The organism is Rhodospirillales bacterium, assembly GCA_018666775.1.
Taxonomy (GTDB): domain Bacteria; phylum Pseudomonadota; class Alphaproteobacteria; order SMXQ01; family SMXQ01; genus JABIXC01.
Genome location: JABIXC010000010.1, coordinates 68216 through 83749 on the forward strand (window position 1 = coordinate 68216; position 15534 = coordinate 83749).

The 15534-nt window shown below is 53.9% G+C and carries 16 protein-coding genes; 6 read left to right on the forward strand and 10 right to left on the reverse strand.

The window, feature by feature from the left end; all coding sequences use genetic code 11:
* The first annotated feature begins 26 nt into the window (after positions 1–26).
* Together HOJ08_05470 and truA are read left to right on the forward strand one after the other, a co-directional pair.
* Complete coding sequence (locus tag HOJ08_05470) at positions 27–977, forward strand: methionyl-tRNA formyltransferase (protein ID MBT5672882.1); 951 nt, start codon at positions 27–29, stop codon at positions 975–977.
* Positions 974–1711 (forward strand): tRNA pseudouridine(38-40) synthase TruA, encoded by a 738-nt coding sequence (truA, locus tag HOJ08_05475; protein MBT5672883.1) that lies wholly within the window; start codon positions 974–976, stop codon positions 1709–1711. The genes HOJ08_05470 and truA overlap by 4 nt, the downstream gene beginning before the upstream one ends.
* Position 1712: 1 nt before the next feature.
* Here truA and HOJ08_05480 read toward each other — a convergent pair whose 3' ends face one another.
* From HOJ08_05480 to HOJ08_05495, 4 genes are all read right to left on the reverse strand, one after another.
* The gene (locus tag HOJ08_05480; protein ID MBT5672884.1) at positions 1713–2276 is read right to left on the reverse strand and encodes a hypothetical protein; all 564 of its coding nucleotides are present in this window, start codon (positions 2274–2276) and stop codon (positions 1713–1715) included.
* An 8-nt stretch (positions 2277–2284) separates the two neighbouring features.
* A complete protein-coding gene (gene dapE / locus HOJ08_05485; GenBank protein MBT5672885.1) occupies positions 2285–3445 on the reverse strand; it encodes a succinyl-diaminopimelate desuccinylase in 1161 nt (386 codons plus the stop codon).
* Positions 3446–3447: 2 nt separating this feature from the next.
* Positions 3448–4305: a 2,3,4,5-tetrahydropyridine-2,6-dicarboxylate N-succinyltransferase gene (gene dapD / locus HOJ08_05490; protein ID MBT5672886.1), complete on the reverse strand. Its 858-nt coding sequence runs from the start codon at positions 4303–4305 to the stop codon at positions 3448–3450.
* Positions 4306–4381: 76 nt separating this feature from the next.
* A complete protein-coding gene (locus tag HOJ08_05495; GenBank protein MBT5672887.1) occupies positions 4382–5128 on the reverse strand; it encodes a pyrimidine 5'-nucleotidase in 747 nt (248 codons plus the stop codon).
* A 180-nt stretch (positions 5129–5308) separates the two neighbouring features.
* On the opposite strand from HOJ08_05495, the gene HOJ08_05500 reads away from it, so the two are divergent.
* From HOJ08_05500 to HOJ08_05510, 3 genes are read left to right on the forward strand one after another with little or no spacing between them, the layout of a single operon-like run.
* A complete protein-coding gene (locus tag HOJ08_05500) occupies positions 5309–6994 on the forward strand; it encodes an EAL domain-containing protein (GenBank protein ID MBT5672888.1) in 1686 nt (561 codons plus the stop codon).
* Positions 6995–7002: 8 nt separating this feature from the next.
* Positions 7003–8751 carry a diguanylate cyclase gene (locus HOJ08_05505; GenBank protein ID MBT5672889.1) on the forward strand — a complete coding sequence of 583 codons (1749 nt, stop codon included), beginning with the start codon at positions 7003–7005 and terminating at the stop codon, positions 8749–8751.
* The gene (locus tag HOJ08_05510) at positions 8748–10034 is read left to right on the forward strand and encodes a DUF2336 domain-containing protein (protein ID MBT5672890.1); all 1287 of its coding nucleotides are present in this window, start codon (positions 8748–8750) and stop codon (positions 10032–10034) included. The genes HOJ08_05505 and HOJ08_05510 overlap by 4 nt, the downstream gene beginning before the upstream one ends.
* Positions 10035–10051: 17 nt before the next feature.
* On the opposite strand, the gene argB is transcribed toward HOJ08_05510, so the two are convergent.
* The 6 genes from argB to rpmH all read right to left on the reverse strand — a co-directional run bounded on the left by argB (position 10052) and on the right by rpmH (position 14412).
* A complete protein-coding gene (gene argB / locus HOJ08_05515; GenBank protein ID MBT5672891.1) occupies positions 10052–10960 on the reverse strand; it encodes an acetylglutamate kinase in 909 nt (302 codons plus the stop codon).
* A 12-nt stretch (positions 10961–10972) separates the two neighbouring features.
* On the reverse strand, positions 10973–11623 hold the full coding sequence (locus HOJ08_05520) for a YihA family ribosome biogenesis GTP-binding protein (protein ID MBT5672892.1): 651 nt from the start codon (positions 11621–11623) through the stop codon (positions 10973–10975).
* 31 nt (positions 11624–11654) lie between these two features.
* On the reverse strand, positions 11655–13472 hold the full coding sequence (gene yidC / locus HOJ08_05525) for a membrane protein insertase YidC (protein ID MBT5672893.1): 1818 nt from the start codon (positions 13470–13472) through the stop codon (positions 11655–11657).
* A complete protein-coding gene (gene yidD / locus HOJ08_05530) occupies positions 13469–13792 on the reverse strand; it encodes a membrane protein insertion efficiency factor YidD (GenBank protein MBT5672894.1) in 324 nt (107 codons plus the stop codon). Before yidD ends, yidC begins: the two co-directional genes overlap by 4 nt.
* 14 nt (positions 13793–13806) lie before the next feature.
* Complete coding sequence (gene rnpA, locus HOJ08_05535; protein MBT5672895.1) at positions 13807–14208, reverse strand: ribonuclease P protein component; 402 nt, start codon at positions 14206–14208, stop codon at positions 13807–13809.
* Positions 14209–14277: 69 nt separating this feature from the next.
* Positions 14278–14412: a 50S ribosomal protein L34 gene (gene rpmH, locus HOJ08_05540; protein ID MBT5672896.1), complete on the reverse strand. Its 135-nt coding sequence runs from the start codon at positions 14410–14412 to the stop codon at positions 14278–14280.
* A gap of 363 nt (positions 14413–14775) precedes the next feature.
* Here rpmH and HOJ08_05545 point away from each other — a divergent pair, with 363 nt between their 5' ends.
* On the forward strand, positions 14776–15534 hold the full coding sequence (locus HOJ08_05545; GenBank protein MBT5672897.1) for a TVP38/TMEM64 family protein: 759 nt from the start codon (positions 14776–14778) through the stop codon (positions 15532–15534).

Below are 15534 nucleotides of genomic sequence, written 5' to 3' on the forward strand. Positions count from 1 at the left end.
AGGAAAATCCAGTGCGCGTCATCTTCATGGGAACCCCCGATTTTGCCGTAAGGGCGCTTACTGCCATCATGGATAGCCCCCATGAGGTCGTCGCCGTCTATACCCAGCCCCCGCGCCCGTCAGGCCGGGGTCAGGCCGAAAAGCGTTCCCCGATCCATGAATTGGCGCTGAAATTAGACATTCCCGTTCACACCCCCAAAAGCTTGCGCGGGGTTGATGCCCAAAAAGAATTCTCCGATGTGGTGGCATCGACCGGCGCCGACATTGCCGTGGTTGTGGCGTATGGCCTGATTTTGCCCGCACCAGTTCTGGAAATGCCGCCCAAGGGCTGCATCAATATTCATGGCTCACTCTTGCCACGCTGGCGGGGGGCGGCACCCATTCATCGGGCCATATTGGCGGGCGACACGAAATCCGGCATCACCATCATGCAGATGGATGAAGGCCTGGACACCGGGCCGATATTGTTGAGCGAAGAAATTTTTCTTGGTCCCGCAGTCACGGCCATGGAACTGCATGACCGGTTGGCCATTTTGGGCGCGCGCATGGTGGTTTACGTTTTGCACGGGCTGGAAGCGGGCCTTTTGGAATCAACACCGCAGCCAACGTTCGGGGTTAATTATGCGAAAAAGTTGACCCGTGAAGAAGGTCGCCTGGATTGGCAGAAATCAGCAGAAGACCTTGCCTCTCAGGTGCGTGCCTTTACGCCGTGGCCCGGTGCGTGGTTTGAAATCAATGGCACCCGGATCAAGGTCGATGACGTGCAAATTATGGCGTCTGCAAAAAATACCCAACCCGGTGAAGTGCTGGACGGGGAGGGTCGCCTGACTGTTGCCTGTGGTGTCGGCAGTCTCCGAATTTTAAGTTTGCAGCGATCGGGCAAAAAAAAGCAGAGTGCCGCAGAATTTTTGCGGGGCTTTCCTGTAGCAAAAGGCCTGATTTTGGAACTTCTAAACCTGGAAAACCCTGAACCGTGAGCCGGTGGCGCATCGACGTTGAATATGATGGCAGGCCCTTCGTTGGCTGGCAGCGCCAGAAAAGTGGCTTAGGCGTCCAAGCCGCCCTGGAGGCCGCCATTAAAAGCTTTTCCGGTGAGGCAGCCTTGGTTACCGGTGCCGGGCGCACCGATGCCGGGGTTCACGCACGTGCCCAGGTTGCCCATTTTGATCTGCAAGGGGATTGGGACGCAGACACCGTGCGCGATGCGGTTAATTTCCACCTCAAGCCGCAGCCCATTGCCGTGCTGCGCGCAACTGCGGTCGATGATGAATTCCATGCACGGTTTTCAGCCAAATCAAGAGAATATGATTACCGGATTATCACCCGGCGCGCACCCTTGGCCCTTTCGGCGGGGCATGCATGGCGGGTGGGGGTGGCGCTGGATGCGGATGCCATGGATCGCGCATCAAAGGTGTTGCTGGGCCATCATGATTTTACATCCTTTCGTGCCGCCCAATGTCAGGCCAAAAGCCCGGAAAAAACACTGGATGAAATATCGGTGTCCCGCACCGGAGAAGTCATCACCCTGCATTTGCATGCCCAGTCATTCCTGCACAATCAGGTGCGCATCATCACCGGCACGCTTAAGCTGGTGGGGGAAGGAAAATGGACGATTGGGGATGTGGAAAAGGCACTGGTGGCATGTGACCGCGCCGCTGCGGGGCCAACGGCACCGCCTGATGGATTGTATTTATCCGCCGTTCATTATTAGCTCAGCTAACCAGAGACCGTGCCCACAGGCTGATGATGATGGAAAGCCCCAGGTTCATGGCGACCACCATGCCAGCTTCGGCCTTGCTGGCTTCCAGTGCGACCACGGCAATGAACCCGTGATAGATCAAAATCGCGATCAGTAAGATTACGGGGATCAGGGCGAACATGCCATTCGATGACATGCTGCCCAGAATGGCGGCGGGCAGGAACACTGCCACCTCGACGACCCGCGCCCAGTTCAGCGCCGAGACGTATCGGTAATAATGTTTGCCTTTTCCCATGGACGTGCTGATGGATCGCATGGCGAGGGGAAAGCTTGCCCAGTCCAGAACATAGGAAATGGCATACACCATGATGAGCTGCATTGGCCCGGCATTCACGGGGTTTTCAGAGAATTCGAGGCCCAAAAGTACGATATAGGCAGGCAGGGCGATCACCCCGGCCCAGAAGGATCGCGCCGCCCCATTGGCGGTTGCATCAAACCAGTTCAGGCCGCTTCGATCCCCATGGGCCAGCCGCCACGCACCGAAAACACCTGCAGAAACTTCGCGCAAGCTGATCATCGGGGGGCTTAATCCTTTTCGAAATAGCGGTCCAGCACGCCCTTGTAAATATCGGCGAGTGCGGTGATGTCGCTGACATCCTGACTTTCATCGGTTTTGTGCATGGTTTGCCCGATCAGGCCAAATTCTGCACAGGTGCAGATTTTGTGAATATAGCGTGCATCCGATGTGCCCCCGGTGGTGGACATTTCCGGGCGTGTGCCGGTGACTGCCTCAGCCGCATCGGCAATGGATTGCGCAAGCTTTCCCGGTTCGCACAGGAACGCCTCACCATTGTCTTGGTGGCGGAATTCATATTTGCCACCAACCGCATCAAACAGGCCAGTTAACCACGCCTTCAGGCTTGCCTGGGTGTGGTTGTCGTTAAAGCGGATATTGATTGTCGCTTTGGCAATGGCCGGGATAATGTTGGTGGCCGGGTTGCCCACATCAATGGTGGCAAACGCGACGGAAGACGGCTGGAAATGTTCGGTGCCATCATCCAGCGGCTTTTCAACAATGGCATTCAGCATCTTTAACAACCGATCAATGGGATTGTCGGCAAGATGGGGATAGGCGGTGTGGCCCTGGGTGCCATGAACCGTCAGATAGCCCACCAGACTGCCGCGCCGACCGATCTTCATCATTTCACCCAAGGTGGTCGGGTTGGTGGGTTCCCCCACCAGACAATCGGTCAGGGTTTCGTTCTGGTCTTGCAGCCAGGTGACCAGTTTTCTCGATCCGTTGATCCCAACGCCTTCTTCATCCCCGGTGATCAACAGGCTGATAGAACCGCCGAAATCGGGGCCTTGTTCATCCAGAAACCGGGCCGTGGCGGAAACAAAGGCGGCAATGCTGCCTTTCATGTCCGCTGCCCCACGACCATGAAGCACCCCATCGACAATATCGCCGCTGAACGGATTTTTGGACCAGCCCGCAGGGTCACCCACAGGCACTACATCGGTGTGCCCTGCGTAACAGAAATTGGGCTCATCTGTGCCAATCCGGGCGTAAAGATTATCAACCGGATCGGCACCTTCTTCTTCAAAGGGAAGGCGGGTGCAGGTAAAGCCGAGAGTTTCCAGGGCACCCTGAAGCGTGTCCAACGCGCCTTCATCGGCGGGTGTTACCGACGGGTGGCGGATCAGCCGTTGGGCAAGGTCCAGTGGATCAGAGAGTGGGCCAGTCATGGTTAGTCCCGAAGCAGGTCGTTGATAGAGGTTTTAGACCGCGTCCGTTCATCGACCTGTTTGACGATGACCGCACAGTAAAGCGAAGGACCCGGTGTGCCATCAGCCAGAGGCCTGCCCGGCAAGGTGCCCGGCACCACAACGGAATAGGCAGGCACGCGGCCAATAATAATTTCGCCGCTGTCGCGATTGACGATTTTCGTAGACGCCCCAAGGAACACACCCATGGAGAGCACGGAACCGGTTTCCACCACCACGCCTTCGGCAACTTCGGAACGCGCACCGATGAAACAATTGTCTTCGATGATCACGGGGCCGGCTTGGAGGGGTTCCAGAACGCCACCGATGCCGATGCCGCCGGAAAGATGGCAGTTGGCCCCGATTTGGGCACAAGACCCAACGGTGGCCCAGGTATCAACCATGGTGCCTTCGCCAACATGGGCGCCGAGGTTCACAAAGCTGGGCATCAAGACAGCCCCGGGGGCGATATAGGCAGAGCGGCGCACGACGCAATTGGGAACGGCGCGGAAACCGGCGGTCCGAAAACGCGCATCATCCCAGCCGGCAAATTTTGACGGGACTTTATCAAACCATGGGCTATCGCCACGTTTGGGGTCTCGCGGCCCGCCGGGGATTGGCACCATGTCATAAATGCGGAACGATAAAAGGACGGCCTTTTTTGCCCATTGGTGGACGGTCCAGGTGCCATCAATTTTTTCGGCAACCCGGAGTTCGCCGGTATCAAGCAGATCCAGGGTCGCTTCGATCGCATCGCGTGTGGCACCCTTGGTGTCAGGGCTAATTCCGTCCCGGTCTTCCCAGGCTTGGTCGATGGTTTTTTGCAGGTCTTGATTGGACATGTGTCTGGTTTTCTTTCCCTAAAAACGGCGTGTGGGTTCAAAATTTTCCGGTGACAAAATGGCCTCCGGGCGCGTTCTAGTCAACCTTTGCGCCCGGTTTTGGCATCTGGGGCGCATTGGTCTGTTTGGTGAGCCAGTGCGCCAGATCATCTGTGATGTGGTGGATATGGTCTGCATTGGTCTCGTTGGTCACACCGTCTTCGCCGGGGGTGACCAGCACAGTGGTCATGCCCAGCTGGTCGGCGGGCTTTAAATTTGCTGCGGTGTCTTCAAACAAGATCGCGCGGGCAGGGTCAATGGCATGGGTTTTAATAAACCGGTCATAGGTTTCCATTTCGGGTTTGGGCAGGTAATCGGCATCACAAATATCAAAAATACCATCGAAAAACCGTGTAATACCAAGATGTTCCACAATTTGTTCGGCATGATCGCGGCTGGCATTGGTGAAGATAACGCAATCACCCTCCAATCCATCCAGCGCGTTGATCAGGGCAGCATTTTCAGGAATGACCGAAAGATCGATATCGTGGACGAAATCAAGAAAGGTTTTGGGTTCAACCTTATGGTGCAGCATCAGCCCGCGCAGGGTGGTGCCATAGGTGTGGAAATAGTCTTTTTGAATTTTCCGGGCGGCAAGATATTCAAGATCAAGCAGGGAGGCAATGAAATCCCCCATGCGCCGGTCGATCTGGTCGAACAGGTGTGAATCGGCTGAATAGAGCGTGTTATCAAGATCAAAAACCCAATGATGGATATCCCCCGATTGCCCCAAAAGGGACGTGGAAGAGGCGGGCTTTAAATCGTTGTTTTTATTTATGGGCATTTTTGAACATTCTTGGCAAATAGAGGTCTGGAATTTCCCGGAAAACGGCCATTTCTTTCTGAATATGGGTCAAATTGATAACCCTTCCTTAAGCCTGATCCTTTAGCGTGTCCAGTGTCGTAAAGGCCCCGGCGGCAGATAGGGGAATGGGGCATCATACGTGAGAAACGGAAATTCGTGATGGCACTCATCACAAAAGATTCTGAGGACGAATTATCACCCGGCCTGTTGCGCCAAGACCGGGACCGTTTTGTTGCATTCGCATTTTCTGCATCTGACATGCTTTTTGAACTGGAAGGCGATGGGGTAATCGTCTTTGCCAGCGGCATTTGCGAAAGCCTTTTCGGCGTTGATCCCGGCGCACTGGAAGGGCGAAATTTTCTGGATCTTGTTTGTGTTGATGATCGGCCTTTGTTGCGCCATGCCCTGGCCGAAGCAAAGACCGGTTCGCGCATCAATGGTCTATCGATCCGGATGGAGGGTAAATCAGGCCCAACCCCATCTTTGTCATTGTCTGGATATCAGCTTTCGGATTTTGAGGGCCATTTTTTCTTGGGCGCACATTTGGGCGGCCCTGTTGCGACAGACTTGCCCACACAAAATGAACCGATCATGGATGCCGATGCCTTTGCCGCAAGGTCCGGTGAAGTTCTTGCCAATGTTGGGGAAGACGATACCGAATGCAAGATGACCATGATCCGGTTGGGGCAGATGCATGAACTGCTCCAGCGTCTTGATCCCGACAGCGCCCATCGTATGCATGTTGCCATGGGTGCATTGTTGCACGAAACGTCTGTTGGTGGCGAACTGGTTGGTGAAATTGACCCTGAAAACCTGAGCGTCGTCCATGACGATAAAACCGATATCGATCTTTTAAATGATCGTCTGCGGTCCATGATTCGCCAAGCCGATCCCGAAGGACGCGGTGTAGAGGTGGAAAGTACCACTGTTAATTTGGCATCCAATTCCAGCGACGGCGATACCCAGGCCCGCGCCCTTGGCTATATTTGCACTGAATTTGCAGATTCTGAACCAGAGGCATTTGCCACCGCCGCCCGAACGGACGGGCTGGATACCATGATGGACGATGCGATTGATCGCATTGGTGCGTTCCAGGCAATGGTTGCGCGGGGGGATTTTTCCGTTGCCTTCCAGCCCATCGTTGATTTGAAAGCCAAGACCCCCCATCACTATGAGGCATTGGCCAGATTTGACGATCAGGCCAATGGAAAAAGCCCCTATGAAACCATCAGGTTCGCTGAAAAAACGGGTTTAATTCAAGAATTCGACCTTGCCATGTGTGCCAAGGTTATCGCATGGATGGACAATGCGGCCCGTCAGGGAAAGCGTTACAAGGTTGCGGTCAACCTGTCTGGCGCATCCATTAATTCTCAGTCATTTGTTGATGCGCTTAACCGTCTTTTTGCCAAACATGAAAGCCTGCGTTCATGGGTTATGTTTGAAATTACCGAATCATCAAAAATTGAAGACCTGCAGCGGGTTAACAAGACCATCCAGAACTTTCGCCAAGTTGGGCATAAGGTTTGTCTGGATGATTTTGGTGCCGGTGCGGCGGCGTTCCAATACATCAGGGATCTGGAAGTGGATCTGGTCAAGATCGACGGGGCCTATGTCAAAGGTGCGCTACGCACAGCAAAGAGCCGCGCTTTTTTAAAGGCCATGGCCAGCTTGTGCAAAGACCTGCGGATTAACACCGTTGCGGAAATGGTGGAAGACGAAGCATTGCTTAGTTATTTGCAGGAATGCCGTGTCAGTTATGGGCAGGGCTATCTTTTTGGACGTCCATCTTTTGATATTGATGTCTTTGAGGCATCGCCGTCTTTTACTGGCAATAATTTCAGGTGATGACGGCCATGGCGGGTAGAAATTTTTTGCAGAAACTTTTTGGCTTGGGTGGGGGCGCCACCATTGGGGGCACGTGCGCATTTCCAGTTCAGGTGGAAATGCTTTCATCGCCCGCCCTGATCATGGATGCGCGCGGTTCTATTCTAGCCGTTAATGGCCGCGCCGAAGTGATTGCCCGGGCAATCACTGGAAACGCCCCTTCGATGTCTGCCTTTCTGGTGTCGGCAAAGGATGCTGCTCAGGATCAGATGGGGCGCAAAGAGAGCATCGAAATTCCTGAAGATTCAGGCGAAATTCGGTTTGAACTGTCTTTGGTCCCCATTGGCAGTGATTTGGTTCTGGTGCTGGCGCGCGATATTACGCTGGATTGTAACCTGCGGGATGCCCTTGTGGAATCCCGGCAGCGGTTTAAGGATCTGGTTGAAATTTCCAGTGATTTCGCATGGGAAGTCGATGTTGAGGGACAGTTTGCATTTGTGTCTCCTGCAGGGGCTCTGGGTTGGGCTGCCGATCAATTGGTGGGCCGGCACGTGAACGATTTTCTTGCCGCAGGGCCTGACGGGGATATGGCGCACCCTTCCAATCCATTTTGTTCCCATCATGCCATGCAAGACGGAGAGCTTTGGTTCAAGCGGGCAGATGGCACTGTCACATGTTTATCTGCCAGTGTTCAGCCCTTGCAGGGCGTGGATGGGCAGTGGTCAGGGGCGCGTGGGGTTTGCAGGGATGTGACAGAAGATCGCGCCCGGGATGCTGCTTTGGCCCAGGCCCACAGCCGTGAAAGGCTTTTCAGCTACATCCTGCGTACCATGCGCGATGAAATGGAACCCGAAAGCATGATGAAAACAGCCACGGCGGCGATTGCGCGGGCTTTGACGGCAACGGAGACCGGCATTTACAGCATTCAGGACGGGGTGCCCGTTTTAGCGGCAAGCAATGGTGAAGCATTGCCGGTATCTGATGGCCTGATTGGCATTGCCATTGGACGCAAGGGGGTTGTGGTGGTTGAAAATGAAGCAGGCTACGGCCTTGCTGTGGCCACGCGCTTTCGCGCCGAGGTCAATGGTGTCCTGCACGTTTCACGGGACGCTACCCTTGGCCCTTGGAGTGATGAAGAGCAAGACGTTGCGATCCGGGCGGCGGAACATCTTGGGATTGCGATTGAACAGGTGGCAGAACATGAACAGCTCCAGACGCTGTCGCGCACCGATGGGATGACGGGTCTGTTGAACCGGCGCAGCTTTATTGCCGATTTGGCAAGGCGCTATGCCCGAGCCAGTCATGGCGGGACAGAAGGCACATTGATCTATTGTGATCTTGATAATTTTAAACAAGTTAATGATACCCATGGCCATGAACAGGGCGATAAAGCCATTTGCGAAGCAGCAAAACTTTTACAAACCAACACCCGTGGCGGAGATTTGGTGGCGCGCCTTGGGGGTGATGAATTCGCGGTGTGGCTCGATAATACCAATGAGACAAATGCCCGTTTGATGGCCGAGCACCTGTTGGTGTCCGCCGATTGCCTGAAGGTGTTTTCCGGCAGCGAAGATTGTCCTTTGGGCATGTCCCTTGGGGTTGCGGTTCAGGTGCCGGGATCAGATGAAAGTCTGGAAGCATTAATGGCGCGTGCCGATGAAGCCATGTATGCCTCAAAGAAAAAAGGTAAGGGCCAGCTAACACTTTCAGCCTCTCCCGATGTTGGCGTGGCTGTGGGAACGCAGGTTGGTTCTGTACGGGCAGGGGGCAAACAATGACATCCTTCCTTGGCCGTTTTTTAAAACAGAAACCCAGTGATCCCATCAGTGATTCCATCAGTTACGAGGAATCCCGGAAAATAGCGAATGACCCGGACCCGGCCATTCGCAAGCAGCTTGCCGCGCGCACGGATATTCGCCCGGAAGTGCTTTATTACCTTGCTGAAGATGCCGCGCCAGAAGTGCGACGTGAAATTGCGACCAACGAACAAACCCCGGCCCACGCCAATGTGTTGTTGGCCCGCGATGGGGACACAAATGTTCGGTGTGATCTGGCCTTGAAGATTTCCCAGCTGGCCCCGGAGTTGAGCCCTGATGAAAGGGATAAGGTCAGGGCCATGACATTGGATGCCCTGGACATTCTGGTTCAAGACCAGTTGGTCCAGGTGCGACAAGTCATTGCTGAGGCCCTGAAAGATGCACATGATGCGCCCCATGGGATCATCCAGCGTCTGGCGCGGGATGCAGAGCTGGAGGTGGCGGGGCCAATTTTGGAATTTTCGCCAATTTTGACCGATGAAGACTTGTTGGAAATAATTTCGACCACTGCTGTTACCGGGGCCATCAGGGCGATTTCCCGGCGCGATGGTGTGTCTGAAGACGTGTGTGATGCCATTGTCGTTAGTGACGATGTTGATGGGGTGACCGCATTGTTGGGTAATGCATCCGCCCAGATCAGAGAAGAAACGCTGGATAGCCTTGTTGAAGGTTCCAGACGCACCCAGGATTGGCAAATGCCCATTGTGAAGCGGCCCTTCCTGCCGATTGGTGCGGTGCGCAAACTGTCCAGTTTTGTGACCGATGCGGTGCTCGGTGCCTTAATACGCCGGGATGATCTGGATGCGGAAACCGTTGATATGGTTGGCAAAGCCGTGCGTGAACGCATGAATGGTGATGGGGCAGAAAAACAATCAGAACCAGAACGTCCAACCCGCGAAAGCGATGCCCGGACCAAGGTTATGGCACTCCATGCAGAAGATGCGCTTGATCAAGATGCCATCGATGAGGAATTGATGGGCGGGAACAGGACATTCGTGACAGAGGCTTTGGCGGTGCTTTCCGGTCTGGCCCCTGCGGTGGTATTGCGCATTGTGTCTGCGCGCAGCGCAAAGGCCGTCACGGCATTGTCATGGAAGGCAGGGCTAAGCATGCGATTTGCTATAAAATTACAGGCCCGGTTTGCCAATGTTCCCATGCGTGAAGTGCTTCAGGCCAAAAATGGGCTTGAGTACCCCATGTCCGAACAAGACATGGCCTGGCAGATAGATTTGTTCTCAGGCTAGGTTAAATCAGGCGCTTATCAGTCGTCTCGAATGATGGTACCAACGCCGGCATCGGTGAAAATTTCCAGAATTAAGGCATGGGGGATGGTGCCGTCGATGATGACGGCAGCTTCGACATCGCCAGCGACCGCCTGGGTGCAGGTTTCCACTTTGGGAATCATGCCGCCACTGATAACCCCTTTTTTGATCAGATTTTCCGTATCCTTAAGGGTCAGTTCCTTAAGAATATTCTCATTTTCATCAAGCACGCCCGGCACATCGGTCAAAAGAAGAAACCGGGTGGCCCCGACCGCGGTCGCAATGGCACCGGCGGCGGTATCGGCATTGATGTTATAGGTTTGCCCATTGGGCCCAATGCCGATGGGCGCGATGACCGGAATAATATCTGATTCTTCAAAATTTTCGAGGATATGGGGATTGATATGGGTCGGTTCCCCGACGAACCCAAGGTCCAGAATTTTTTCGATGTTGGAATCGGTTTCGCGGCGATGGCGCCGGATTTTTTCCGCCTGGATCAGGTTGCCATCCTTGCCCGATAGCCCAACCGCGTTGCCACCCGCTTCGTTTATGGCTGTGACGATCTGTTTGTTGATGGAGCCTGACAGCACCATTTCAACAATTTCGACGGTTTCTTTGTCGGTCACCCGCAGGCCGTCGATAAATTCACTTTTTATGGCGAGCCGTTCCAGCATCTGGCCAATCTGGGGCCCACCGCCGTGAACGACCACGGGGTTGATGCCAACTTGTTTCATCAACACCACATCCCGGGCGAAACATTCAGCCAGTGCCGGATCGCCCATGGCATGGCCGCCGTATTTTATGACGAAGGTTTCCCCGGCATATTTGCGCATGTAGGGCAGGGCTTCAGAAAGGGTTTTTGCCTTTTCAAGCCAGATGGGTTGCGGTGTGTGTTTGTTTTTATCCATAGCGCGCGGACTTTAACCTAATTGTTTCAGGGCCGCCAGCGCGGCGATAACAGCCCGGAGTTCTGCAATTCCGGCCCCTTTATCGGCCGAACTGGTCAGAATATCGGGGTGTGCTGCGGGATGTCTGGCAAGGTTGAGCGCCGTTTGGGCAATCAAAGCCGTTTGTTTGGTGGCGGAAATCTTGTCGCATTTGGTCAAGACGACCTGATAGCTGACAGCGGCTTTGTCCAGCTCAGTCATGATTTCGATATCACTGTCCCCGATTCCACGGCGACAATCGATTAAGACAAAGACCCGTTTCAGCCCGACGCGGCCCTTCAAATACAAGGTTGCGGTTTCCGTCCATGCCAGGACTTTGCTTTTGGATACACGGGCATATCCGTACCCCGGCAGATCAACCAGACCAAGCACGCCGCCCAGATCAAAAAAGTTGATCTGTTGGGTGCGCCCAGGCGTTGAAGAGGTCCTGGCCAATGCTTTTCTGCCCGTCAATGCGTTAATCAGGCTGGATTTCCCGACATTGGATCGTCCGGCAAAGGCAACCTCTGGCAGAACAGGCGGCGGCAAATGTTCGGTGCTGGCAGCCCCTGCGGTAAAATCAACCGGGCCTAGAAACAGCTTTCTTGCGGCCTCTAGTTCTGCCGGTTCATATGCATCATTCATGGTGTGGCTCCTGTGCCCCCATGCGGGTGTATTATTTGGACGCTTCTGCTTTATCCATGCGCCGCATGATCGTCCACTGCTGCGCCATGGACAACGTATTGTTCCACGCCCAATACATCACCAGACCAGCCGGGAATGGGGCCATGATGAAGGTAAAGAAGATAGGCATCAGCATGAAGATGCGTGCCTGCACAGGGTCTGGTGGCTGCGGGTTAAGGCGCATTTGCAGGAACATGGATCCGCCCATGATCAGCGGCCATATGCCGATGGAAATGAACTCAGGCACAAAGCCCGGAACGTCGTATGGCAAAAGACCAAACAGGTTGATGAACGATGTCGGGTCGCGGGCGGATAGATCTTCAATCCAGCCATAGAAGGGGGTGTGGCGCATTTCGATGGAAACGAACAAGACCTTGTAGAGCGCAAAAAACACGGGAATCTGGATCATAACCGGAAGACAGCTTGATGCCGGGTTCACTTTTTCGCGCTGGTACAGTTTCATCATTTCCTGATTAAGGCGCTGTTTGTCGTCTTTGTACTGTTCCTTCAGTTTCACCAATTTGGGCTGAAGTTTCTTCATCTGGCTCATGGAGCGATAGGACTTGTTGGCCAGGGGGAAGAACAGAATTTTCACCAGAACCGTCACCCCAAGAATGGCAAGGCCAAAATTGCCAAGGAACGAATTGAGGTAATTGAGAAGATAAAAGAATGGTTTGGTCAGGAAGTAGAACCAGCCAAAATCAACCGCAAGATCGAAATTGGCGACCCCGAGTTTTTCCGAATAATCATCAAGAATTTTGACCCGTTTGGCACCTGAGAACAGATGGGACGTGGTTTCCATACGCCCGCCCGCAGGGATCATCACAGCAGGGCTGACAAAATCGACCTGATACTTTTCTTTGTTCCCTGCTTTCCAGTGCAAGAAGCGCATGTTGGTTTTTGTCTTCTGATCGGGAACAAGGGCTGAAAGCCAGTATTTGTCGGTGATGCCGATCCAGCCGCCCGTGGTGGTTTTGACGATCTGGCGTTTGTCCACCAGGTCGTCGTAATCGACTTCTTCCAAAGTCCCGTTGAACACCCCGAGCGGGCCTTCATGCAGAATATAAAACCCCAGCGTGCTGGGCGTGTTGGTCCTGTTCACAAGGGCATAGGGCGTTAATTGAACCGGTTTTGAACCCCGGTTTTCAACTTCCTGGACAACCTTGAACATGTAGTGATCATCGACGCTGATGTTGCGGATGAAGCGAAGGCCCTGGCCATTATCCCAGATCAAGCGCAGGCCGCGTCTTGGGCTAAGGGATCTGCCTTCGGCTTTCCACAAGGTGTTGGATGTGGGGAGCTTGATCGAAGAATCAGAAGAGATCCAACCATGTTCTGCGTAATACGCCCCCTTGGACCCAATCGGGGAAAACAGGCGGATGGGATCGCTGTTGGCGTCAATGGTTTCGCGATATTTTTTCAAAATGACATCGTCAATGCGCGCACCCCTCAATGCGATGGAGCCCTGTAATTCAGGGGTATCCAACGTTATCCGGGGCCCGGTGATGACGGGTTTGGTCGACACGATGGCAGGCCCCGGGGCACTGAGCCCGCTGGAGGCGGGCATCGGTGATGGGCTTGCGGTGGGCAAGCCAGGGGTAGCGGAAGGCGTGGCAGGTGTGTTGGTTGCGGGCATCTGGGCGCGTGGGAGACCAGCTTGTGGCTGGCCGGGCTTGGTTGCAGCAAGCTGTTCGGATTGTTGCTGTAACTTTGCCTTTTCAATTTTTGGCCGTTCCCAGAAAAACTGGAAGCTGACCATAATCAGAACCGAAACGATGATGGCAATGACAAGATTCTTTTGTTCGTTCATGACCGTCCTCGGTGCAACTGATGAAAAGATTGTTTTTTGGCCAAATGCAAATCTGGTTCAGGAACCGGATCATGGCCGTGATCACCCCAGGGGTGACAGCGTAAAATTCTGCGGATCGTAAGCCAGCTGCCCCGGATGGGCCCGTGCGTTTTCAGGGCTTCCATCCCATAGGCGGAACAGCTTGGATTAAAGCGACATGATGCGGGAAACAAGGGGGCAACCAACAACCGGTATGCCCAGATCAATGCCATCCCCAGAACGGTCAGGGTCCAGCGCACACAAATGGTGATGGATTTTGTGATTTTTGTTGCCCCGCCCATTTTTGAAATTCCGTTCACGACTTTTTCTGCGTTTTATCTTCGGATGTGCTGCTTGAATGTTCCGGACGAATTAAAAGCCCGAGCCTTTTTAGCGTCCCCGCAAGGTCACGGGTAAGGGCATCATAAGGCCGTGACTTCGTCGCGGCACGTCCAATTAACACATAATCATGTCCCGGTGTTGCATTGGATGGCATGATTTCTCTGGCCACCGCACGCAGGCGTCGTCGGGCGCGATTGCGGGCAACCGCATTGCCAATGCGCCGCGTGGTGGTGAAACCAACGCGGATGTCGGCATTTTCATCATCGCGGTCCAGTGCTTGTAGGACAAGCCCCGGCGCGACAGCCTTTAGGCCCTTGTTGGCAACCCGCAAAAACTCGGGGCGCCGTTTCAGATGAGAAAGAACCATCACCATCATTCGGGCCACATAATTGGAAATTGCCTGTGTTGAGCGTCTGTAATCGGGAAAAACGCGCGAATAAAGAGGCTACGCCGAAAGACGCTTGCGTCCCTTTTTGCGACGGGATGCAAGAACACGGCGACCAGCGACGGAAGCCATGCGCGAACGGAATCCGTGGCGACGTTTGCGGACAATTTTGGAAGGCTGAAAAGTACGTTTCACGTCGTGCTCCGTTCAAGGGTATTGGAATGTTTGAAAACAGGCCCGCTGTATACGGTTTCAAAGCGGCGAAGTCAATTCCGATTGAGCTTTTTATGGCCTTTTTCGTGGAAAAAACACTTTAATCACACCTGCCTCACCCTTTGGTGAACGGGATTGATTGGACCCATGGGCTTGAAACAGGCACATTCCCTGTGCTCATGAGGGGAATATTCCCTGAAAATCAATGCTTTACCGGATTTGCCCCGGTCTGAAAGCCCAAAAACAGGTTAATGCAGAATGATCAAAAATATGAATAATGGAGCGATCAATCCAAGCGCATCCTCTTCGAGAGAAGATGCGCCCACACCCGGAGATCATGGTTATATGGCTGAGTCTGAAGATCCTGTTCGCACCAAGCCTACATTTTCCCTTGGGCGTCTTGTGCCGCTTGGGGTGATGGCGGCGGCATTGATTGCCTTTTTTGCCCTTGATCTAAATCAATATCTTAATTTTGGTGCCCTCAAGGACCATCAGGAAACCTTGTCGGGCTTCGTTGCCAGCAACGCAATATTGGCAGCGGTCCTTTTTATCGTGATTTATGCGGTGTCGACGGCGATTTCACTGCCCGGCGGTGCCATCCTGACCATTGCCGGTGGGTTCCTGTTTGGTACCCTGATTGGGACGGTTTATGTGGTCATTGGGGCGAGCCTTGGGGCTACGGGCTTGTTTCTGGCTGCGCGAACCGCATTGGGGGAACCCTTGCGTGCCCGCGCGGGTCCCCAGCTTCAGCGGATGGAAAAGGGATTTCGTGAAAATGCGTTCAGTTATCTTTTGTTTCTAAGGCTGATCCCCATCTTCCCTTTCTGGCTGGTTAATCTGGTCCCGGCGTTTCTTGGGGTGCCCATTGGCACCTATTTCATCGGCACGTTGATTGGCATTATTCCCGGCAGTTTTGTGTTTGCCTCTGTGGGCAATGGCCTTGGTGCCTTGTTCGCCGCAGGTAAGACGCCGGATTTAGGTATTATTTTTGCCCCCGACATTCTGATCCCCATTGCTGGCCTTGGATTGCTGGCATTGGTGCCGGTGCTTTACAAACGGTTCAAAGATAAAAAGAAATCCGATCATTCAGGTTTGGGGGGCTGA